Here is a 22,114-nt window from a genome sequence, read left to right as displayed (position 1 = left end):
GAAGTCGATGGGTGCTGTAAGTACTCAGTGCGGGCCTCTCGTGATTGGGCTTCAGGTCAATGGAAAGGGAAAATGTAATTCATCCATGCTGCCATACGCAGGAGGATTTTGCGCATCGTGCCAATGTGATGGAAGTGCTGACTGTACAACGCGGCCTGCCCGTAAGCACCGCCCGGCATCAGCTTGCTGTACTGGGCGAAGGCCGGATCGGTGATTTCGATGATCACCGGCACACGCCCGGCCGGCGGCGAACCGGTGTAGCCGATCAGTGTGCCGGAAGGCTGCACCTGGCCTTCGGCAATCACACCGATGACGTTTTTCACCCGGCCGGCGAACACCTTGCCGGGAATGCCGTCGAACGCGACTTCTGCCTCGTCGCCGACGGTCAGGCGCAGCAGGCTGTTCTGGCGCATCCACGCGGCAAAATATTGGCCTTCCTCGGGAATGAACACCATCGACGGACGCAATGGCAACTTGCTCGCCATCATCCCCGGCCGCAAGGACACGTGAGTGACGAAGCCTTTGCTCGGCGCGCGAACGGTGGTGTTGTCTAGCTCAAACTGGGCGTTGTCCAGCTGCGCCTGCAGATCATCGGTGCGGGCGATGGCCGCATCCAGTTCGCGCTGGGTGCCGAAGTTGCGTCGGATCAATTCGGTGATCCGGTAGCGATCACCCTTGGCGGCGATCAATTGCGCCTTGAGCGATTTCACCCGGTTTTGAAACGGCGTAGGGTCGATGCGAAACAGCACGTCGCCTTTTTCCAGCGGCTCGTTACCCTTCACCGGCACGTCGATCACCTGGCCGCTGACGATGGGAATCACCGGCACAGACACGAAGTACGTGCGCGCCACCTCAGAGTAGGGATGGTTGTAGTTCATGGTAAAAATCAAGGCGCCGATCATCAGGATGCCGCCCAGTACGGCGGTGGGCACCGTCCATTTGTTCAGCGGGATACGGAAGATCTTGAATACTGCGACGCAGATCGCGGCGTAAGTCAGGATAAGGAGCAGATCCATGGTGTTCAGCCCTCCCGGTTGTGGGGAGCAGTGGCATTCAGCGCTTCGAGTCGTTCGAGGCGTCCTTGCAGTTCGACCACCTGTTGCTCCAGGCGAACGACATGGTTTTGCACGGATTTACCGTCACCGAAACCCCAGCCGCGATCTTCTCGATAGGCCATCGCCCAGATCCACAGGAAAGGCCAGAGCGCATGCAGCGTGAACAGACTGACCCAGCCAGTGGCATGGATCGCATCCTGATGCGGGTGTTTACGATGAACGGCAATCTCATAGGGAATGTCGTGCAACACGATGATCCCGTAAAACAGTACGAGCCCGGCAAACACCAAAACCCCTAGCGCAAAGTAATCCAGCATGGTCAAGCTCCCGGCATCCAGCACAGTGCTGGCATCAGTGTAGCCACTGATTTGCCGGGCGCTTGGCGACTTTGGATCAGAAGCGGATGCCGTCGTCTTTTTGCTTATTCACGATTCCGGTGACAGTCGATCAGAAGATGTAATCGGTGGTCAGGAAGCTCGAATCACGTCCGCGAATGATCTCGCTGATCAGGTCCTTGTTGCTGTCCTGGAACTTGGTCGCCACCAGCGTACGGATCGAGAACACCCGCAACGCATCGTGTACCGACAGCGTGCCTTCCGCCGAATTCTTGCGGCCATTGAACGGATAGGTGTCCGGACCGCGTTGGCATTGCGCGTTGAGGTTGATCCGCCCGACCTGGTTGGCAAAGGTGTCGACCAGTCGGCCGACCGCCACCGGGTTGGTGCCGAAGATGCTCAACTGCTGGCCGAAATCCGACTCCAGTACATAGTCGATCACGGTATCGAGATGGCGGTACGGCACGATCGGCACGACCGGGCCGAATTGCTCTTCCTGATACACACGCATCTGCGGATTCACCGGGTAGAGCACCGCCGGGTAGAAGAACGATTCGCGGGATTCGCCACCATTCGGGTTGACCACTTCGGCGCCTTTGCTGCGCGCATCCGCCACCAGACCATGCAGGTAATCGACCTTGCCTGATTCCGGCAGCGGCGTCAGCGACACACCGCTGTCCCACGGCATGCCCGGTTTCAGCGTGGCCAGTTTGGCGTTGAATTTCTCGATGAAGCTGTCGACCACGTCTTTATGGACGAAGAGGATTTTCAGCGCGGTGCAGCGCTGGCCGTTGAACGACAGTGAACCGGTGACCGCTTCGCTGACGGCGTTGTCCAGATCGACTTCCGGCAAGACGATGCCGGGGTTCTTCGCATCCAGACCCAACGCAGCGCGCAAGCGGTGAGGCTTGGGATGCAGTTTTTTCAGGTCACTGGCAGCCTTGTTGGTGCCGATAAACGCAAAGATGTCGATCTTGCCGCTGGCCATCAGGGCGCTGACGGTTTCCCGGCCGCTGCCGTAAATGACGTTGATCACGCCGGTGGGGAAGCTGTCGCGGAACGCTTCGAGCAACGGACGGATCAGCAGCACACCGAGCTTGGCCGGTTTGAACACCACGGTGTTGCCCATGATCAATGCCGGGATCAGCGTGGTGAAGGTTTCGTTCAGCGGATAGTTGTAAGGGCCCATGCACAGGGCGACGCCGAGCGGCACGCGGCGGATCTGCCCGAGGGTGTCCTGTTCCAGCTCGAAACGGCTGGAGCGGCGGTCGAGTTCCTTGAGTGCATTGATGGTGTCGACGATGTAGTCACAGGTGCGGTCGAACTCTTTTTCCGAGTCCTTGAGGTTCTTGCCGATCTCCCACATCAACAGCTTCACCACGGCATCGCGCTGTTGGCGCATGCGGCCAAGGAAGGCTTCGACGTGCTGAATGCGTTCGGCCACGCGCATGGTCGGCCACAGGCCCTGGCCACGGTCGTAGGCACGGACGGCGGCGTCGAGGGCGGTGAGGGCGGTGTCGGCATCGAGCAGCGGCGTGCTGCCGAGAATCACTTGTTCGTCGCCGTTGTCACCTTTCAGATAGACCGGGCTGCGCACGGTGGCAAGCGGGCCGTCCCAGCGGCGCAACTGGCCGTCGACCAGATATTCGCGTTGCTCGACCTGAGCGTCGAGGCGGTATTTTTCCGGGATGTCGCTGACAGAAGGGAACAGATTGCCAAGGATGTTTGCTGTGGTCATGTCGCTACCCCGTGTTGATGTCCGTATGCAGATCAAAAAGCCTTCACAGGTTATACGCCTGAATGCGCCGGAATTTAAACCCGCAAATGTCACCCGAATGTCACGCAGAGGCGCAAAACAGAGCTTTAAGGAGAGCACGAAACCGCTGGCCTGATCGTTCCCACGCTCCGCGTGGGAATGCAGCCCGGGACGCTCTGCGTCCCATTGGAACGCGGAGCGTCCCTTGAGGCATTCCCACGCAGAGCGTGGGAACGATCATCGGGGGAGAGGGCTGGCCCCGTTTGCCCCCCTCGCTGTCCCGCAATGCCCTCAACCCGTAGCAGCCGCTGCCTTAAGGTGTGAGCACAACAATAAGCGAGGCCGTTATGCGGGCAATCCGACTCACTCTACTGCTGGCGTTGGCCGTGGCGCTGCCCGGCTGCGGCGAAGACCCCAAACCCCCGGCCACCATCCACAACAACGCCATGCCCAAAGACCCGGCACTGGCGCAGATCTACACCAACAGCTGCCAGCTCTGCCACGCCAACCCGGCGGCCAACGCACCACTGACCGGCGACCGCAAAGCCTGGGAACCGCGCATCCGGCAGGGCGCCGACACGCTGCTCGACCACGCCATCAACGGCTACAACGGCATGCCGCCGATGGGCCAGTGCGTCGAGTGCTCGGAAGAACAGTTCCTGCAATTGATCGGCTTCATGGCCGACCAGCCCCTCCCACAATAAGGTGCCCGGCATGACCATGGATCTGACACGGCGTCAGTTGTTGCAACGGGCAAGCATCGTCGGTGCGTTCAGTGCGCTGGTGAGTCACCCGGCATTGGGCCAATTGCTGCGCGCGCCACGGTTGATTCCGTGGCGCAACTGGTCGGGCGGGCAGAGTTGCCTGCCGGCGGCGCGACTGGCGCCGAAGAATCTTGATGAGCTGGTGGCCGCTATCCAGCAGGCACAAGGCAAGATCCGCCCGGTCGGTTCGGCGCATTCCTTCAGCGCGTTGGTGCCCACCGACGGCACGCTGTTGTCGCTGAGCTACTTCAATGGTCTGCTCGATCATGACGCGAAAACCCAGCAAGCCGAATTCGCCGCCGGCACACCGATGTCACGCATGGGGCAGCCGCTTAAGGACATCGGCCAGGCTTTGCAGAACATGGCCGACATCGATTACCAGACCCTCGCCGGAGCCATTGCCACGTCGACCCACGGCACCGGAAAAAACTTCCAGTCCTACTCGGCGCATGTCTGCGGCCTGCAACTGGTGACGGCTAATGGCGAAGTGTTGGACTGCGACAGCCAACGGCATCCGGAAGTATTCAACGCCGCACGCGTCTCCCTCGGTGCGCTCGGCGTCGCCACGAAAATTCGCCTGCAAAACCGCCCGGCATACCGCTTGCGCGAACGCCAATGGATCGCCAAGACCGAAGAGTTGCTCGAGGACCTCGAAAAGAACACAAGTGAAAACCAGCACTGGGAAATGCTCGTCGTCACCCATTCCGATTACGCCTTGTCCATCGCCCTCAACGAAACCGACGACCCGGCCACGCCGCCGATCAGTCCGGAAGAAGAGGGCGGCAACGAGTTCGTCACCCTGATCGAAAAGATCGACAAGTACGGCAGCGACTTACCCGACCTGCGCCGCACGCTGCTCAACAGCTTGCGCCATCTGGCCAGTTTCGATGACCGCGTCGGCGACTCGTTCGACATCTACGCCAACGTGCGCACCGTGCGGTTCAACGAAATGGAATATTCCGTGCCAGCCGAACACGGCCCGGCGTGCCTGCGCGAAATTCTCAAGCTGATCCAGGACAAGGACCTGCGCACCTGGTTTCCCATCGAGTACCGCTACGTCAAGGCGGATAACATTGCGTTGAGCATGTTCGAGGGCCGCGACAGCTGTTCGATCTCGGTGCACCAGCATTATCAGATGGATCATCACAACTTCTTTGCGGCGGTCGAACCGATCTTCTGGAAGTACAACGGCCGGCCGCACTGGGGCAAATTGCACACGCTCAACGCAAAAAACCTGCAACCGCTGTATCCGCGCTGGCGCGAGTTTGTCGACGTGCGCCAGGCGCTGGATCCGAGCGGACGCTTTCTCAATGCGCATCTGGCGTCGATTCTGGGGGTGAGTTGATGGCGGTCAATCGACGCAATTTTCTCCTCGGTACATTGGGTGTCGGCGCGTTGTTGGTGGGTGTTGGCGCGTGGCTGCGGCCGGGCGATCGCGGTGCGCCGTACAGCGAATATTTCCGCGCACTGAACAAAGAGTTAAAGGAAAACGGCCCGATGCGCCCGGTGCTGCTGATCGATCTCGATCGTCTCGATCACAACATTGATGTGGTGATGCAATCGGTCAAGCGCGGCGGCAAACAATTGCGTCTGGTGGAGAAGTCGCTGCCGTCACCGGGGCTGTTGAGCTACATCGCACAACGTGCCGGAACGCAGAAGCTGATGTCGTTTCATCAGCCGTTTCTCAATCACGATGCGCAGGTTTTTCCGCAGTCCGACATTCTGCTCGGCAAGCCATTGCCGGTGCGTTCGGCAGAGCTGTTTTATCAATCCCACAAAGGCCCGTTCGATCCCGCGAAGCAACTGCAATGGCTGCTCGACAGTCCTGAACGTTTGCAGCAATACCTTGCGTTGGCGCAGGGCTTGGGCACACGGATGCGCATCAACATCGAACTGGATGTCGGCCTGCATCGTGGCGGCGTCAGTGATGTGAATGTCCTTGGGCAAATGCTCACGCTGATCAGCGCCAACCCGCAGCATCTGGAATTCGCCGGGTTCATGGGTTACGACCCATTCGTGGGCATGGGCGTGCCGGGAGTTCTCGGCTCGCCCGAGGAGCTGTTCGCCAAGGTCATGGTGATTTATCAGCGCTGCGTCGATTTCACCCGGCAGCAATTTCCCGTGTTGTGGCATGACGGTTTGTGCCTGAACACCGCGGGCAGCCCGAGTTATCGCATTCACGAAAACGAGAAACTGAGTACCGAGGTTTCTGTGGGCACGGCGATGCTCAAACCGACGCACTATGATTTGCCATCGCTCACCGCGCATGTGCCCGCGACCTACATCGCCACGCCAGTTCTAAAAAGCACGGGGGCTGTGAACATCCCGGCGCTGGATGACAAGTCAAAACTGTTCTCGTGGTGGGACGCGAATCAGCGTCAGACTTTCTTCATCTATGGCGGCAACTGGATGGCCGAGTTCGAATCGCCCGCTGGTCTGCAAAGCAACGGCGTGTATGGCCGCAGCTCCAATCAGGAAATGGTCAATGGCTCCAGCGCCGTCGGCCTGACCATCGAAGATCAAGTCTTCCTGCGCCCGACCCAGACCGAAGCCGTGCTCCTGCAATTCGGCGATCTGCTCGCCGTGCGCAACGGCAAGATCGTCGACACCTGGCCCGTCTACACCTGACTTCCAACCACAAACAATCCCCTTGTGGGAGCGAGCCTGCTCGCGAAAGCGTCCCGTCAGTCACCTTCTAATTGACTGGCACACCGCTTTCGCGAGCAGGCTCGCTCCCACAGGGTTTTGTGTTGTCTGTTAAATCCCGATCAATTCTGTAATGAAGCTTTTATGACAAAAGTTCGGTAGCACATCGCCAGTCCGGTCATGCCTATGTAACGCGCTTGAGGGGCCCAACAGGGCGCTTTTCACAAGCCGAGGCGGGACGCCGGGAGTGAGGCAATGGGGACTATGGAACGCTACTCGAAAGTGGGCATGCAGGAACTCGATCAACGCCTGTCGAAGATCGTCGAAGCCGCGCGCAAGAAGCCGGTTTCGGTGTATCGCTACGGAGCGCCGTGGGTCTGGATCGTCTCGCAGGATGACTGGCAGGGCGCCTTGAAAGAGGTTTCCAGCTACATTCCGCCGGGCCATTCGCTGGTGTTGCTGCGCCCGCAGATCGACGATTTGCTCGATGCCCACCGCGAGCTCCTGCACGACCTCAATGCCGAGCCCGGCATGCTGATCCCCGCGCAAACGGTGATGCACATCCTGCTCCTGCAACTGCTGTATTCGGTGCCCAGCGAACAGCAACTGTATGAACAGCTCAACTACAACCTGCTGTTCCGCTGGTTCGTTGGCCTTGGCCTGAACCAGAAAGTCTGGAGCTTCAATGCCCTCAGTCGCGACATTGCCACGTTGCTCAACGAGCCACGGGCGGTGCTGCTCATTCAAAAAATCATTGGCGAAGTGTTCTGCGGCGCGTTGCTGCAAATGCCCGAGTTCTCGCTGAACTTCGCGCTTTTGCACACGTGGCTGGGCAAACACGCCTGCGCCTCGACAGCCAGCAATTGACGCCATACACGCGGCGTTCGAAACGCCAACAGGTCATCGCGAATTCAGGGGGTAGTGTGGAACCGATTTTCAAGTCACGGCTGGCGCTGTGGGGCTGGCTGCTGGTGACGGCGGGCGCGCAGCCGGCATTGGCCGAAGAGGCTGCCGAAAACGCGGCGGCCCAGCGTCTGGTCGACGTCAACGAATACTTCGTGCGCGGCAACACCGTGCTCGATGCGCGGGCGATTGAAGAAGCGGTGTACCCGTTCCTCGGCCCGCAAAAAGCCCTCACCGATATCGAAGCCGCGCGGGACGCCTTGCAGAAGGCCTATCAGGAGCGCGGCTATCAATCAGTGTTCGTCGAGCTGCCGGAGCAAGCGGTGGCCGACGGCATCGTCTACTTGCAAGTCAGCGAAACCAAGGTCGGCCGCGTGCGTGTGGTCGGCGCCAAACACTATTCGCCGCTGGATATTCGCGACGACGTCCCGGCGCTGAAGGAAGGCGAGGTACCGGACTTCGCCAAGGTCCAGGGCGAACTCGCGCAGCTCAACAAGACGCCGGGCCGGCAAGTGATGCCGCTGGTGCGCGAGGGTCAGCGCCCCGGCACCATGGACGTCGATTTGCAGGTCGAAGACCAGAATCCGTGGACCGCCAGCGTCGGCCTCAACAACGACTACAGCGCCGACACGGAAAAGCTGCGCACCGTCACCAGCCTCGGCTACAACAATCTCTGGCAGCTCGGCCACAGCATCTCGCTGACGTACTTCACCGCGCCGCAGGAAACCGACAACGCCAAGGTCTGGTCGGGTTCCTACACCGCGCCGCTGACCGATCGCTGGAGTGTGCAGTTCTCCGGTTACCAGTCCGACAGTAACGTCGCCACCATCGGCGGCAGCAACGTGCTCGGCAAGGGCCATTCCTATGGCGTGTCGGCGATTTACACGTTGCCATCGAGTGGCAACTGGTCGAACTCGCTGTCGGCCGGCATCGACTTCAAGGACTTCGACGAACGTCTGACCCTGTCCGGCGAGAGCGACAAAGTCCCGTTGCAATACGCACCGTTCACCTTCGCCTACAACGGCTATCGCTACACCGAGAAGAGCCAGCTCGGCCTCGGCCTGAGCCTGGTCGCCGCCACCCGTAGCATCTTCGGCTACGGCAGTTCCGACGAAGATTTCGACTACAAACGCTACCGCGCCAAACCGAGTTTCGCCGTGCTCAAGGGCGACACCAATTACACCTGGACCTTCGACAGCGACTGGCAGAGCGCGAGCAAAGCGGCGTTCCAGTTGGCGTCCGGGCCACTGGTTTCCAACGAACAATTCTCCGCCGGCGGCGCCACTTCAGTGCGCGGCTATCTGGCAGCCGAACGCACCGGCGATGACGGCTTGCTGCTCAGTCAGGAAGTGCGCACGCCGTCGCTGGCCAAGTACGCCGGCACGTGGATGCAGGACTGGCGTTTCTATGCCTTCGCCGAAGGCGCACAACTTTACCTGCGCGACGAACTGCCGGATCAGGACGCCAATTACGCCTTGGCCAGCGTCGGCCTCGGCACCCGCGCCAGCCTGAGCAAATGGCTATCCGGCAGCCTCGACTGGGGCTACCCGCTACTCGAAGGGCCGAACACCTCGAAACAGGAATCGCGCCTGCACTTCAACCTTCAAGCCACTTTCTGACAAGGAGCACGTTCATGCAGCGCCTCTTTCTTTCGTTGTTGATCTGCCTGGGCTTCGTGCTCCCGGCCACGGCTCAGGCCTGGTGGCAGGACGACTGGCACTACCGCAAACAGATTGCCGTCGACACCACGCCGCAAGGCGCGGCGATCAATCAGGCCCTCGGCCGCACCGCGTTACTGGTGCGCCTGCACACCGGCAACTTCACCTTCGATGGCGTGAAAGAGGACGGCGCGGATCTGCGCTTCGTCGCCGCCGATGACAAGACCGTGCTCAACCACCAGATCGAAAGTTTCGACGCGCTGATGGGCATGGCGCTGATCTGGGTCGATGTGCCGAATGTCGAGGGCGGTCAGCGCCAGGACATCTGGATGTATTACGGCAATCAGAAGGCCCCGGCGACCGGCAACGGCCAACTGACCTTTGATCCGAATTACACCGCGCTGTATCACTTCGACGGCGCCACCGGCACCCCGGCGAAAGACACCACCGCGTATGGCAACACTGCGCAAAGCGCGACCGGCGCGGCGATTGACGGCGTAGTAGGGCGCGCCTTGCAGTTCAGCGGCCAGCCGTTGTTGCTGCCGGCCAGCCCTTCGTTGCAACACAACGCCGGCAGTTCGTTCACCTTCAGTGCCTGGCTGCGCCTGGATCAAGCCAATGGCGAGCAACTGATTCTCGCCCGTCGCGAAGGCGCCAACAGTTTGCTGATCGGCGCCAACCAAGGCGTGCCGTTCGTGGAAATCGATGGCCAACGCGCTGTCGCCACGCAAGCGCTCAATCCCGGCCAATGGCAGCACGTCGCGCTGACCGCTGAAGGCGCGAAAGTGACCCTGTTCATCAACGGTCGCGAAGCGGCCACGCTCGCCCAGGCGATGCCGGCCTTCAACTCGGTCATGGCCATCGGCGCTGACGTGCACGAAGGTCCGTTCCAGCCGTTCGTGGGCGCTATCGATGAGTTGCGTCTGTCGAAGGTTTCGCGCCCGGCAGCGCTGTTGCTCGCCGACGCCACCTCGCAAGGCGCCGAGTCGAAACTGGTCGCTTACGGTGTCGACGAAGAACAATCCGGTTTCGGTTTCGGCAGCCTCGGCTTCCTGCTCAATGCGGTGCCAATCGACGCCTGGGTGATCATCGCCGTGCTGGTGCTGATGATGTTCCAGTCGTGGATCATCATGCTGCGCAAGAACCGCAGCCTCAGCCGCGTGTCTGCCGCCAACGAAGACTTCCGCGTGCAGTTCGCCAAGGTCGGCACACGTCTGGAGATGTTCGCCGACGACACGCAACTCGCCCAACGCCTGCAGCATTCGTCGCTGTGGCGCCTGTATCTGGTGGCAGTCAAAGAGATCCGCACCCGCCGCGAGCAGGGCGCTGATACCTCGTCGGTTTCCGCCGCAACCATCGAAGCGATCCGCTGCTCGATGGACGGCGTGCGCACCCGCGAAAACCAGCAACTGAGCTCGAAACTCTCGACCCTGTCCAACGCCATCGCCGGCGGCCCGTACATCGGCCTGCTCGGCACCGTGCTGGGGATCATGGTGGTGTTCCTCGGCACCGCAATGGCCGGCGACGTCAACATCAACGCCATTGCTCCCGGTATGGCCGCCGCGTTGTTGGCCACGGCAATGGGCCTGTTCGTCGCGATCCCGGCGTTGTTTGGCTACAACCGCCTGATCACGCGCAACAAGGAAGTCAGCGCCGACATGCGCGTGTTCGTCGATGAGTTCATCACCCGTCTGGCGGAGATGCACGGCGAGAGTCAGTTCAGTGAGTCGTCGCATCGCGGCCATCACGCCAACCACTCTCTACCGGCCTGAGGAGCACTGACATGGCGTCCGTAAATGCCTCCCACGACGATGACGAAGATGCAGCAGTGGACAGCATCAACATCACCCCACTGGTCGACGTGCTGATGGTGGTGCTGGTGATGTTCATCCTCACCGCCACCGCGCAGGTCTCCGGGATCCAGATCAACCTGCCCAAGGCCAGCGCTTCCGTGTCGCTGTCCGAGGCCAAGACCAAGGCGATTTCGGTCAACGACGGCGGTCAGGTGTTTCTCGACGCCTACCCGGTGACCCTCGCCGAGCTCGAAGAACGCCTGCGCATCGAGAAGGCGCAGAGCCCGGATTTCCCGGTGATCGTGCGCGGCGACGCGACGGTGCAGTACCAGAAAGTCATCGAAGTGCTGGATCTGTTGCGCCGGCTCGAACTGTCCCAGGTCGGTCTCGTCACCGGCAAACCGAGTCAGGGCTGAGTCATGACCGCACAACTCCCGATCGAGCCGCTGCCGGTGAAAAAGCCAGTGCTGCGTTATGCGAAGTGGGGCGCCGGCTTGCTGATCGGCGCGCTCGCTGCGTGGTTTTTGTGGCAGTGGGCCAATGACATGAGCGGCATCCGCCGCGAAGCGCCGAAGGTGCCGACGATCATTCCGTTGCCGCCACCGCCACCTCCGCCGCCGGAAAAACCGCCAGAACCAGAAACTCCGGTGGAGGAAAAAGTCGTCGAGCCGGAGCCAACGCCCGAGCCAGAAGAGGTCAAGCCCGAGGAAGAAGCGCCGCCATCCCCGGCGGACGATCTGGCCAACCCGATGCAAATGGACGGCGATGCTCAAAGCGGCAGCGACGCCTTCAACATCGGCGCGGGCAAGGGTGGCGGCATGGCCGGAGCTGGCGGCGGACGTTTGGGCACGGGGACGTACAGCCAGTTTCTGGCGTTCACCTTCCAGCGCTTGCTGCGTGAAAACCCCGAACTGCGCAACCTTGCGTTTTCGCTGCAGGCCGATGTCTGGCTGAGCAGCGTTGGCGAGATCACCCGGGTCGAGCTGATCAAGTCCAGCGGCAATCCCGAAATCGATACTCAGGTGCTGGCGGCGCTGCGCGGTGCCCCGGCGCTGAGTGAACGGCCACCGGCCTCCATCACGTTGCCTGTGCGCCTGTCCCTGCAAGGGCGGCGTCCGGGTTAATTCACTTATTTACGCTTTGCCAAAAGGAGTTGTGTGCAGATGATTTCCAACGTGAATCGATTGTCCCTGGCGGTCGGCATGGTCATTGCGACCCTGGTCGGTCAGGCCGTGGCAGCGCCCGCGCCCTCGGAGAACGCCACGATCAATCTGATCCGCTTGCTGGTCGAGCAGGGCATTTTGAAACAGGACAAGGCCGACGCGCTGATCGCTCAGGCGCAGAACGAAGCGGCGCAGGCCAAACAAGCTGCGGCATCCACCGCCGTGGCGGCCGGGCCAGTGGCGGCGCCGGGCGATGTCCGTGTGCAATACGTGCCGGCAGCGGTGCGCGACCAGATCCGCGACCAGGTCAAAGCCGAAGTCATGGCCACTGCCAAACAGGAAAACTGGGCCGCGCCCAACAGCTTCCCGGAATGGGCGGCGCGCATCAGTTTCGACGGCGACATTCGCTTGCGCAACGAATCGCGCTACTACTCGGACAGCAACAGCAACGAGATCGTCGACTTCGCCAAGCTCAACAACAACGGCCCGTACGACGTCAATCCGAACAGCAGCACCAATCTGCCGCCGCTGCTCAACACCCGCGAAGACCGCACCAATCAGTTCCGCATCCGCGCACGGTTGGGCATGAAAGCGGAGATTTCACCGCAATGGACCGCCGGTATTCGTATCGGCACCGGCTCGGACAACAACCCGGTGTCGACCACACAAAGCCTCGGCGGCGGTTTCGCCAAGAAGGACATCTGGCTCGATCAGGGCTATCTGAACTGGAAGCCTACGGATGAATTGACTCTGACCGGCGGGCGCTTCGCCAACCCGTTCATGTCCACCGACATGCTCTATTCCAACGATTTGAATTTCGACGGCGTGGCAGCGATTTTCGACCACAAGCTCAACCGCGATTGGGGTGTGTTCGGCACCGTCGGTGCGTTCCCGGTGGACTACACCAACGACACCGCCAGCAGCAACGGCTTCGACAAGGAAGAGAGCGACAACAAGTGGCTGTACGGCGCGCAGATCGGCGCCAAATGGGCGATCAACAGTAACAACCGCTTGAAAGGTGCGCTGGCTTACTACCGTTTCGACGACATTCAAGGCCAGCGTTCCAGCCCTTGCGAACCGTGGGCCGGCGCGCCGGGTTGCGACAGCGATGGCAGCCGCGCGGCGTTCATGCAGAAGGGCAACAGCGTGTTCTTGCTGCGCGACATCACGCCGAATCCGCTCAACCCGACCACCACGCCGCAGCCGCAGTTTGTTGGCCTCGCTTCGGAGTTCAATCTGCTTGATCTGAACGTGGTGTGGGACGCCGACCTGCCGGAAGACTTCAAACTGCGCAGCCAGGGCAACTACATCCACAACCTCGCCTACGACGAAGGCGACATGCGCAAGCGTTCGGCCGGGCAGATCGTCAACAACCTCGACAGCAACGGCGACATCGAAAGCGGCGCCAATGCGTGGATGGTGCAGTTCACCCTCGGCAGCGCGCTGGACCTGAAAAAGCAGGGCGACTGGAACATGTTCGCTGGCTACAAGTACATCCAGCCCGATGCCTTGCCGGACGGCTTCAACGACTCCTCGTTCCACCTCGGCGGCACCAATGCCAAGGGTTACTTCATCGGCGGCAACTACGGTCTGGCGAAGAACGTTTACGCCACCGGTCGCTGGATGAGCACCGAAGCGGTGTACGGCGCGCCGTTCGACATCGACGTCTTGCAGCTTGAGATCAACACGCGCTTCTAAGGCGCCGGGAGAGGGTTATGAAAACGCGTTTGTTGTGGCTGAGCCTCGGCTTGTTGTGCGCTACCGGTGCGAACGCCGAAGGCATGGAAGAACGCCTGCGCACGCAATTGCGCAGCACCACGCAACAGTTGCAGGCCCTGCAAAGTCAGCAGGCCCAGGCCAGCGCCGCGCAACTGGCGGCGCAAAACGAAGCCAAGGCTGCGCAGGCGCAAATCAAGCAATTGAGCGCTGAGCTGGCCAAGGTCAAAGGCGTTGCCGAGCAATTGGCCGGACAGCAACAGAGCCTGCACAGCCAGGCGCAGGCACAAGTGGCGGCCAGCGCCGAGCAGACCGGCAAGTTCAAAAAGGCCTATGACGAGTTGCTGGTCATGGCCCGTGCCAAAGAGGCAGAACGGTCTAAGCTTCAAGCGCAATTGGCTGAACGTGACACACAAGTGCAGCAATGTTCAGTCAAGAATCAGCAGATGTACGGCATCGCCAAGCAGATCCTCACTGCCTACGAAAACATCGACGTGGCCGAGGTGATGAAGATCCGCCAGCCCTTCGCGGGCAGCGCCCGGGTCAAGTTCGATGAACTGGCCCAGGGGTTCGGTGATGACCTTTACAAGACTCAATTCGACGCGCCGCAAGCCGCGCTCACGCACTGATAAACAAGGAAGAAGTAATGACTCAATTGATCAGCCACGTATCGCCAAAATCTCTGACCGAAGTCCTGCAAGCTGCGGGTTATCGCGTCAACGAAACTGAACAGAACGGCATCGTCCAGTTGCTCAGCGCTAGCCAGGGCATCGGCTACGCCGTGCGTTTTGGCAACCCGGCGGTGGAGCAGGGCAGCTACGTCGATTTCACTTTCAGCTGTGCGCTGCGCGTGCAGGGTGAGTTGCCACAGGGTGTGGCCGAGCAGTGGAACGCCAGCCGTCGTTTTGCCCGGTTGTCGTTGCAGGGCGAGTTTCTGGTGATGGAAATGGATGTGGTGGTGGCGGCAGGTGTGAGCAACGATCACCTGCGCGGCAACCTCGAATTGTGGGATCGCCTGCTGCAGGAGTTCATCGTTTATCTGCGTGACTTCACCCAGAACGGCACCGCGCAGACCGCCAAAGTCGCCGTTGCCGAGCAAGAGGAAGTCGCGCTGTGAAAAAGCCTGCCATGGTGATCAGCGCCGCTGCGGTGGCGCTGTTGGTGGTAGCCGTGGCGCTGGTGGTGCGGCCGGGCAGTGACCCGGTCGCCGCCCAGCAATCGTCACCGCTGGCGACGGTTGCAACGGGGCCGGCGGTGGCGCGCTTGGGCAATCAGCAAGTAACCCCTGCGGAACTTCAGGCGTTGCTGGCGACAGTCCCGCCAGAGACCCGCGAACAATTGCGTGGTAATCGGGAAGCGCTGGAACGCTGGATTCGCACGCGTCTGGCCGAGAAAGCGGTGCTGGAGCAGGCCGATGCGCAGGGTTGGGCGCAGCGTCCGGAGGTTGCGCGGCAGACCCGGGCGGCGACTGAGCAGATTGTGTTCCGTGATTACTTGCGTTCGGTCAGCCAGGTGCCGGCGGATTATCCGAGTGCGGCTGAATTGCAGCAGGCTTATGACGCGGGCAAGGCAAGCTGGCAGACCCCGGCGTTGTATCGGGTCAGTCAGATTTTCCTCGGCGTCAATGATCCGCAGAATCTTGAATCGGTGCGCAAGCAGGCGCTTGACCTGAGCAAAAAAGCCCAGGCGACGCCTGCGGAATTTGCCGCGCTGGCGACTCAATATTCGCAGGATCGCGTCACCGCTGAACGCGGCGGCGATAGCGGTCTGCAACCGTTGCAGCAATTGGTGCCGGAAGTGCGAAGCGCCGTGGCGCGGCTCAAGGTTGGCGCAGTCTCTGATCCCGTCCAAAGTGCCGCCGGGTTCCATGTGATCAAGCTCACCGAGCAACAACCCGCCCGTACCGCAACCCTCGATGAACTGCGCGATCAACTGACCCTGGCCTTGCGTGCGCAACGCCAGGAGCAAATCGCCCAAGCCTATCTGGACGGCATGCTCAACACCGCAACACTGAGCATCGACGGCGCTGAACTCAACAAAGTCCTAGAGGAAAAACACTGATTTCACCTACACCACAAACCCCCTGTAGGAGTGAGCCTGCTCGCGATAGCGGTGGGTCAGGTTAGTCAATGTCAACTGACCGGACGCTATCGCGAGCAGGCTCACTCCTACAGGGAGCTGCGTAAGACAAATACAAAGATCGACAGGGAGTCATCGATGTCATTCACCGAACCCGCAGGACGACAGGGCAACCCCGATTACCACTGGCCACACGACAACAGCGAACCGTGGCTCGCACACGCCGCGACCATCGACGCCGACGTCGCCCAATACTTCCTGGTCAGCGCCCGCTGCGGCTGTTTCATGCAAGCCGCACGCAGCCTCAACGTGCGCTCGACCTTGCTGCGCAAACAACTCGCGCAGCTTGAGCATGAACTGCAACACACGCTGTTCAGCTTCCAGGGCAGCGCCCTGAGCCTGACCCGCGAAGGCCAGCAACTGCAGGCCAAACTCGTGGCGCTGGCCAACGAACGCAAACTCCCGGTGATCGAACAACCATTGATTCGCCTCGCCGTCGCCGAATCGATCCTCCACGACATCCTCGGCCGCGACCTCATCGCACTGCTGCGCCGCAACGCCAGCGTACGCCTGGAAATCATCGCGCTGGACAGCGAACTGTCCCTGCGCGCCGTCAGCGCCGACATCGTCCTCTGGCTCGCCCACGGCGAAACCCCGCACCCCGGCCCGACCTTCGCCACCAGCGAACCGCAAGCGCTGGCGCGCCTCGACTACCTGCCACACATCGCCAAACGCTACTCCCGCGTCACCGCCCGCCCGGACACGCCTGATGACCTCGCCGACTTCATGCTCGTGCAATGGCAACATGATCGGCAGATCGACAGCTTTCGTCCGTGGAATGAACTGGTTGAACAGCGCCTGGCCGGGGTGGTGCAGATGCAGTCTTATGAGTTGATGCTGGAGATGATTCGTTGCAGCGCGTGCATCGGGTTGTTGCCGGCGTATATGAGCCGCTTTGATCGGGGACTGATCGCACTGCCCGGATTATTCGCCGAACCCATGCAATTGCAGGCGTGGCTGGCGGTCAACGCGGACTCACAAAATATCAGCGAAGTCCAAACCCTGACCGACCTCATCCACCACACCTTCAACGAACGCCACGAATGGTTTCAGTCCTGAACGAGATTCCCCTGGAAACCAGCCTGCTGGGGATGACTATCATCACTGATGAGATGTGGGCACACCGCGAACCCTGTGGAAGCTGGTTTGCCAGCGATGCCAGCGATGCCAGCGATGCCAGCGATGCCAGCCTGACAGCCGCCGCATCGACAAACTCGACACAAAAACAAAACCCGCCGCCCCGATGAGTCGGAACGGCGGGTTTCGTTTGTCTGAAGATTGGCTGCGCCTGTCATTCAGCCTTCGCGAGCAAGCCCGTTTCCACACATTCGGCGGTGCAAGCGCAGCCGTGGGAACGATCATCGGGAGGAGGCGCTACTGCGGCAACTCCAGATTATCCATCACCCGATTCACCGCCAGTTCGCCCAGCATGATCAGTTGCGCGATCCCCAGTAGCGTCCTGCGCTGCGACGCGGGTATGAGGTGGGCGAAGTCATGGGCGATGGTTCTGGCGGAGGCGAGTGTTTCGCTGGCATCGGCTAGCAGTTCCTCGTTTTTGAAGTCGGCGGTGACGGCGTACATCCTGCGGGTTTTACGGGGCGGTGGCGTGGAGCCGGGTGGGCAGAGGTAGTGATCGAGGGCGCGGTCGGCGGCTTCGTGGAGTTTTTTCGAATCGAGGGATTCGTAGGGGGAGGTGGGGTCGGTTTCGGGAGGGTTGGGTGTTGGTTTGATCATGGTGAAGCTCCTTGATTGTTGGAGCCGCCACATTTCGCTGCGAAACGAAGAGAGGTGGCAGCTGTACGCAGGTTCGCAGACCGGGAATCAAGGAACCCGGCATACCCGAAGGTATCCCGCGCACAGCCGCCATGAAGCACCGTTGCATAAATCGTGATAGCAACGATTGGGAGCGCTGTGCGCCTTGATTGGTCCGGGCTGCGAAACCCGATCGCTGATTCGTCAGCGACCGCACCACAATAGAACCCGACCCCAAGGCGCACAAGCCGGCGGATTCTGGCTTGACTGTAGGTAACGGCGCAAGGGTTTGTAGCCTCGAAGGCGTGTCTTGAGGTGTCTTTTAAACACTCACGTTTAAAGGACGAAAAGTCGGGCGAAGATCTGGGGGAAACTTAGTCTGTCCCCGTAAATCCCCCACGGTTAACGTATGCAATGAGCGGGCACACAAGTGCACTAACAGAGAAAGGCAAGCGGCGCTCTACACTCAAACACCGCTGTTTAGCTTGCCGAACTCCCTTCAATATTAATGACTGCTTTCCCCATCAGCCTCTCTTAAGCCTAGAGCCTTCCGGGCCAAACCTCTTGAGATTGGGCTGGCGAGATAGGAGACCTGACCCCGCAGGAGATGCTGGACGGCGCTGCTGTCCTCACCACTACTTTTAGATCCCCAAGTCACCACGCGTCCGTCAGCAGTGAGTGCCGTGAAACTGCCCATATTGCTGTATATAGCGCGCACTTGAGTGAGTTGGTCGTCATCGCCACCCTCGCCTAAGGCACCCCATTTAACTACAGTCCCGTTTTTACGTAAGGCTGCGAATGAATAGCGTGTACAGCAAACTTGAACGATATCGTCAAGTTTTCCGATTTCGGGTGGTAATGGCGAGTTGTACGCTGAACCCCATGCCAAGATTTGACCATTTGCTCTAAGGGCCACGAATAGGTGTTCCGTGGAGATGATTTCTACAATATCTCTTAACTCACCGATCACTGGGTCAATGCTGCCGCCTGACGAAGCACGGCCCCACGCTACCGCTTGACCATTGGCACGCCTCGCTGCAAAAGCACCACTTGTGTGTGCGCATAGCTCGACAATGTCAGTCATTTCTGCAATATCATCCGGTACATGGCCACCGGAAGATGCATCGCCCCAAGCAACAAGCTGCCCATTATTTCGTAAGGCTGCGAAAGCTCCATTGTTACCGAGAAGGGTTTTTACATCAGTTAGATTTGCAATATTATCTGGAATGTCACCGGCTACTGGCGCCCCCCAAGCCATCAGTTTTCCGTTGGAACGCTGCAGAGCAAAACTTCGAAAACCGGGAACTAACTGGACAACATCGGTCAGCTCACTTATTGGCTTAGGGAGTCGGCCGCCAAACTCTTGATAACCCCATGAGACAACACTGCCATTACTTTTCAAGGCGGCGAACGCAACGCTATTGCCGACAACCTGCGTGAAGGCACTTGGATTGATTGAGCCCATATCTCCGCCATAAGCTGGATTTCCCCAAACAAGCACTAATCCATTACCAAGCCGGATCGCATAAGCGTAATGAGTGCAGCTTACTTCAACTACATCTTTATAATGAATAATTAATCCGGGAATGTTTGCTCCATAGTCCCGGTGACCCCACCCCACCACGTTACCCTCATCTCGCAGAGCGACAACGGCGCCTATCGTATTCGAATGCCAGCCATTTCCGATGATATTTGCGGGGTTAAGCGTCAGATGATCGTCTAACGTGCGAACTTGAAGCGGTTCTTGCGGAGAGGTGTCGCGCCAGGAATCTGTGATTGTCCAATGATTATCTGACTGATACTTCCACTCCGCAGCGACGGGTAGACCCGTATATTCATCAAAAGCTTTTAAAAAACGCGTATTACTGTTCGGACGGTGGGCACTTCGATTGACGCGCGCTCCGAAGACTTTCAGCCTGCCTGTATCGACTGACTTACGCACATCGTAAACCGTCGGGTCCGATGGTCCGTCAGTGCCCCCAGCGTTCCGGCCAACCGTGTAACTCAGCACAATTTCACCACCGTCTTCCGCTTCGATCCGCGCATACGGGATTTTGATCGAGGTGAGTTCCTTGTCCGCTTCGGCCTGTGAGACTCTGTGCGGATGAGTCGTGGTGGTTTTGCCTTCGACGGTGACAATTACTTCATCATCTTCTTTCAGTAGTGCTTCTGCTGGGATGACCGGCGTAGCGCCGTTCGGGTAAACGTCATTAGGGTTCAATTGATCTCTTTGTGCCCCGGTTGCTTCGAGGAATGTGGCAACAGGTAACTCGACTCTCACCCCAACACTGAACTCCAGCGTATCCGAATAACTCGTCCCACCCGCTGCGCGTTTGAGTTCGTACGAGGCCTTCACTGTCCCGCCTTCATTGCCCTTGATCAGTTCGGCCTTGATGGTGAACGGCACAGGCTGGCCGGCGGTGATGGTACTCAGTTTGACCCAGTCGCTGCTTACGCCAGTGATCGAGCCTTCCCAGAAACGGGTGACGATGTCGTCCTTGAACGTCTTGAGGTAGTTCACGGTCAGCGTGGTGCTGCTGGTATCGGCTGGCAGGGCGCCGTTGACCACGCCGTCAACTGTCGGCTCCGGCAACTCTTTGCGTGGTTCGCCGATCTGCAGAATGTCGGCGTGGATCGATTCGCGGATGGCGTGGGTCTGGTTGAGTTTGCTCATGGTGGCGAGCACCGAGTCATCGATCAGCAACTGGTAATACAGCTCCAGTTTGCCGCCAATGATCGGTGTCAGGTGCTGCTTGTCGACGATGATCTGCAGCGGCAGTTGGGCGTCCATATCGCCTTGGGTAATCGGCCGCAGGTTCAGGTTCGGCAGGTAGGTGCTCAGGTCGGGGCGAGTGCCGAGCCAGAACAGCTTGATCGCTTGGCCGACGTCGAAGGCGGGGTCGAAGGCGAATTCGATGGTGACCTGTTTCAGGTCCGGATCCAGCGGATCGATGGCGCCTTGTTTGGCCTCCAGTGCCACGGGAGCGGCGAGCCGATGAATCTCGCCGATGGCGCTGATGAACTGGGTTTTGGCATTCCGTGGTGCGCTGCCGTCGGCCTTTTCCAGGCGATAAGAGAGGGCGATCTGAGCCTGAGCCAGTTGGCGCAGCACGGCGTTGGACACAGTGATCTCGGGAACGCTGGGCACGCCGATCAAGACCTTTGCCGGCAATTCAATGTCGATCGGCGGACCTTCTTTCGGGGTGCCTTTGATTCGGACAAAAATGGTGTCACCGACCTCGAAGTCAATCGGTCGAGGGGGGATTGGAGGGGGGGAAGGGTTTACGGCCACAACTTGAACCGTACCGTCGGCGTCGCCCAGTTTGTCGACGTCCAGCACGTTGTTCAGTGCCTCCTTGAGCAACGGCGCGCCTAGCCGGGTTTCGTCAAGCGTCACGACGACCCGTTGCTCGACACTCCAGCCGTCGGAGCGATTGTCGACCAGGTCGTACACTTCGAAGGCGACGGCCAGCCCGGCCTCGCCAGAGTCGCCGGCGTCCACAATGGTTTTCTTTGGAATGGTCACGATAACCGGCGTCTTGCCTTCAGCCTGTTCCTGGGTCAGCGCAGGGCCAGAAACGAACACCCCGCCCCAGCTGAATTGAGGCGTATCGCCAGCGGCGGCGAACGGATAAGGCGGCGAACCGTCCGCTTTTCCGAGGGCGATCGATATGCCAGTGCCAATGTTGTCCTGGTGGACACCGTCCTTGAGAATCTCCTCGGGAATGCGCATCACCAGTTCCGGATGCCCCGGCCCCTCGCTGTGATCAGGGCCGCCGGGGAGGGTGAGTTTGACCAGCACCTGCATCTCTAGCGAATTTTCGGCCGTCCCGCCCAGGCGGGTAACGCTGTAGGACAAGGTGTATGTGCCCTCGGTGATATGCCGCGCCTCCACGAACATTTGCAGCTCGGTGCCGACTTCGTTCTCATCAACGGTTTTTGGCAATATCTCCTGGGTCTTGTCCTTGTAGATCACCAGTTTGTCGAGGCGATTCATCGGCGCCCAAGGCCCGGCCTGGCACAACAGACCCTGACGCGGAAAATTGTCCAGCGCCGCGGCGCGGTTGATGCCCCAGACCTTGGGCGTTTCGGACACTGGCCCGGTACGGCCGGGGATCTTGAGTTCATTGAGGATCAGTGGGGCGTTGTCAGGCTGGTCTTTGGCGGACATGGGAGGGGGACTCCGTGGCGGAAAGTGACGGAGTGATTGAACGGCTAAAAGTTAGTTTGCGCACCTGTCAGATCTGACAGGTGCGAGCTAAAATCCGACGGGCGGTAGAGGAGTGGCTGAGTTGCAGGTTTGTGTCAAATAACGCAAACGGTGAATGACAGATCGCTTTCGCGAGCAGGCTCGCTCCCACCATTTTCGCTCTCGCCAGGCGGGTGGCGTGCGGTTTAGAGTGATCAGCCACACATCGATCCAGGAAGGATCCG

19 protein-coding genes are annotated in these 22,114 nt (G+C 60.0%); 14 read left to right on the top strand and 5 right to left on the bottom strand.

What is annotated here, in order from left to right:
• Positions 1 to 56: 56 nt before the first annotated feature.
• The 3 genes from CCX46_RS16405 to CCX46_RS16395 all read right to left on the bottom strand — a co-directional run bounded on the left by CCX46_RS16405 (position 57) and on the right by CCX46_RS16395 (position 3,128).
• Complete coding sequence (locus CCX46_RS16405; RefSeq protein ID WP_127928088.1) at positions 57 to 1,016, bottom strand: HlyD family secretion protein; 960 nt, start codon at positions 1,014 to 1,016, stop codon at positions 57 to 59.
• A 5-nt stretch (positions 1,017 to 1,021) separates the two neighbouring features.
• On the bottom strand, positions 1,022 to 1,372 hold the full coding sequence (locus tag CCX46_RS16400; protein WP_038368661.1) for a DUF3302 domain-containing protein: 351 nt from the start codon (positions 1,370 to 1,372) through the stop codon (positions 1,022 to 1,024).
• A gap of 130 nt (positions 1,373 to 1,502) precedes the next feature.
• Entirely contained in the window at positions 1,503 to 3,128 is a 1,626-nt protein-coding gene (locus CCX46_RS16395) for an NADP-dependent glyceraldehyde-3-phosphate dehydrogenase (RefSeq protein ID WP_127928086.1), read from the bottom strand.
• A gap of 365 nt (positions 3,129 to 3,493) precedes the next feature.
• Here CCX46_RS16395 and CCX46_RS16390 point away from each other — a divergent pair, with 365 nt between their 5' ends.
• The 14 genes from CCX46_RS16390 to CCX46_RS16320 all read left to right on the top strand — a co-directional run bounded on the left by CCX46_RS16390 (position 3,494) and on the right by CCX46_RS16320 (position 17,175).
• On the top strand, positions 3,494 to 3,850 hold the full coding sequence (locus tag CCX46_RS16390) for a c-type cytochrome (RefSeq protein ID WP_127928084.1): 357 nt from the start codon (positions 3,494 to 3,496) through the stop codon (positions 3,848 to 3,850).
• A gap of 76 nt (positions 3,851 to 3,926) precedes the next feature.
• Positions 3,927 to 5,255 (top strand): D-arabinono-1,4-lactone oxidase, encoded by a 1,329-nt coding sequence (locus tag CCX46_RS16385; protein WP_177413907.1) that lies wholly within the window; start codon positions 3,927 to 3,929, stop codon positions 5,253 to 5,255.
• A 74-nt stretch (positions 5,256 to 5,329) separates the two neighbouring features.
• On the top strand, positions 5,330 to 6,538 hold the full coding sequence (locus CCX46_RS16380) for a DSD1 family PLP-dependent enzyme (RefSeq protein ID WP_177413906.1): 1,209 nt from the start codon (positions 5,330 to 5,332) through the stop codon (positions 6,536 to 6,538).
• A 273-nt stretch (positions 6,539 to 6,811) separates the two neighbouring features.
• Entirely contained in the window at positions 6,812 to 7,423 is a 612-nt protein-coding gene (locus CCX46_RS31170; RefSeq protein ID WP_007915478.1) for a transposase, read from the top strand.
• Positions 7,424 to 7,479: 56 nt separating this feature from the next.
• A complete protein-coding gene (locus CCX46_RS16370) occupies positions 7,480 to 9,078 on the top strand; it encodes a ShlB/FhaC/HecB family hemolysin secretion/activation protein (RefSeq protein WP_127928078.1) in 1,599 nt (532 codons plus the stop codon).
• Positions 9,079 to 9,092: 14 nt separating this feature from the next.
• Positions 9,093 to 10,889, top strand: a complete 1,797-nt coding sequence (locus CCX46_RS16365; RefSeq protein ID WP_127928076.1) for a DUF2341 domain-containing protein — start codon at positions 9,093 to 9,095, stop codon at positions 10,887 to 10,889.
• A gap of 11 nt (positions 10,890 to 10,900) precedes the next feature.
• Entirely contained in the window at positions 10,901 to 11,326 is a 426-nt protein-coding gene (locus CCX46_RS16360; protein ID WP_007915482.1) for an ExbD/TolR family protein, read from the top strand.
• A 3-nt stretch (positions 11,327 to 11,329) separates the two neighbouring features.
• Entirely contained in the window at positions 11,330 to 12,034 is a 705-nt protein-coding gene (locus CCX46_RS16355; RefSeq protein WP_127928074.1) for an energy transducer TonB family protein, read from the top strand.
• A 39-nt stretch (positions 12,035 to 12,073) separates the two neighbouring features.
• On the top strand, positions 12,074 to 13,771 hold the full coding sequence (locus tag CCX46_RS16350; RefSeq protein WP_122608459.1) for a putative porin: 1,698 nt from the start codon (positions 12,074 to 12,076) through the stop codon (positions 13,769 to 13,771).
• A 17-nt stretch (positions 13,772 to 13,788) separates the two neighbouring features.
• Entirely contained in the window at positions 13,789 to 14,418 is a 630-nt protein-coding gene (locus CCX46_RS16345) for a DNA repair protein (RefSeq protein ID WP_127928072.1), read from the top strand.
• 17 nt (positions 14,419 to 14,435) lie between these two features.
• Positions 14,436 to 14,906, top strand: a complete 471-nt coding sequence (locus tag CCX46_RS16340; RefSeq protein ID WP_127928070.1) for a YbjN domain-containing protein — start codon at positions 14,436 to 14,438, stop codon at positions 14,904 to 14,906.
• Entirely contained in the window at positions 14,903 to 15,850 is a 948-nt protein-coding gene (locus CCX46_RS16335; protein WP_127928068.1) for a peptidylprolyl isomerase, read from the top strand. Before CCX46_RS16340 ends, CCX46_RS16335 begins: the two co-directional genes overlap by 4 nt.
• Before the next feature lie 156 nt (positions 15,851 to 16,006).
• Complete coding sequence (locus CCX46_RS16325) at positions 16,007 to 16,987, top strand: LysR family transcriptional regulator (protein WP_127928066.1); 981 nt, start codon at positions 16,007 to 16,009, stop codon at positions 16,985 to 16,987.
• Positions 16,972 to 17,175: a hypothetical protein gene (locus tag CCX46_RS16320; protein WP_127928064.1), complete on the top strand. Its 204-nt coding sequence runs from the start codon at positions 16,972 to 16,974 to the stop codon at positions 17,173 to 17,175. The genes CCX46_RS16325 and CCX46_RS16320 overlap by 16 nt, the downstream gene beginning before the upstream one ends.
• Positions 17,176 to 17,302: 127 nt before the next feature.
• On the opposite strand, the gene CCX46_RS16315 is transcribed toward CCX46_RS16320, so the two are convergent.
• Entirely contained in the window at positions 17,303 to 17,662 is a 360-nt protein-coding gene (locus CCX46_RS16315) for a DUF6124 family protein (protein WP_102900463.1), read from the bottom strand.
• 523 nt (positions 17,663 to 18,185) lie between these two features.
• Positions 18,186 to 21,851, bottom strand: a complete 3,666-nt coding sequence (locus CCX46_RS16310; protein ID WP_127928062.1) for a hypothetical protein — start codon at positions 21,849 to 21,851, stop codon at positions 18,186 to 18,188.
• Positions 21,852 to 22,114 lie beyond the last annotated feature (263 nt).

This window comes from Pseudomonas sp. RU47, assembly GCF_004011755.1.
Lineage (GTDB): Bacteria > Pseudomonadota > Gammaproteobacteria > Pseudomonadales > Pseudomonadaceae > Aquipseudomonas.
Note: the sequence above shows the minus strand (reverse complement) of the source record. Positions and strands in the feature narration are given on the sequence as shown.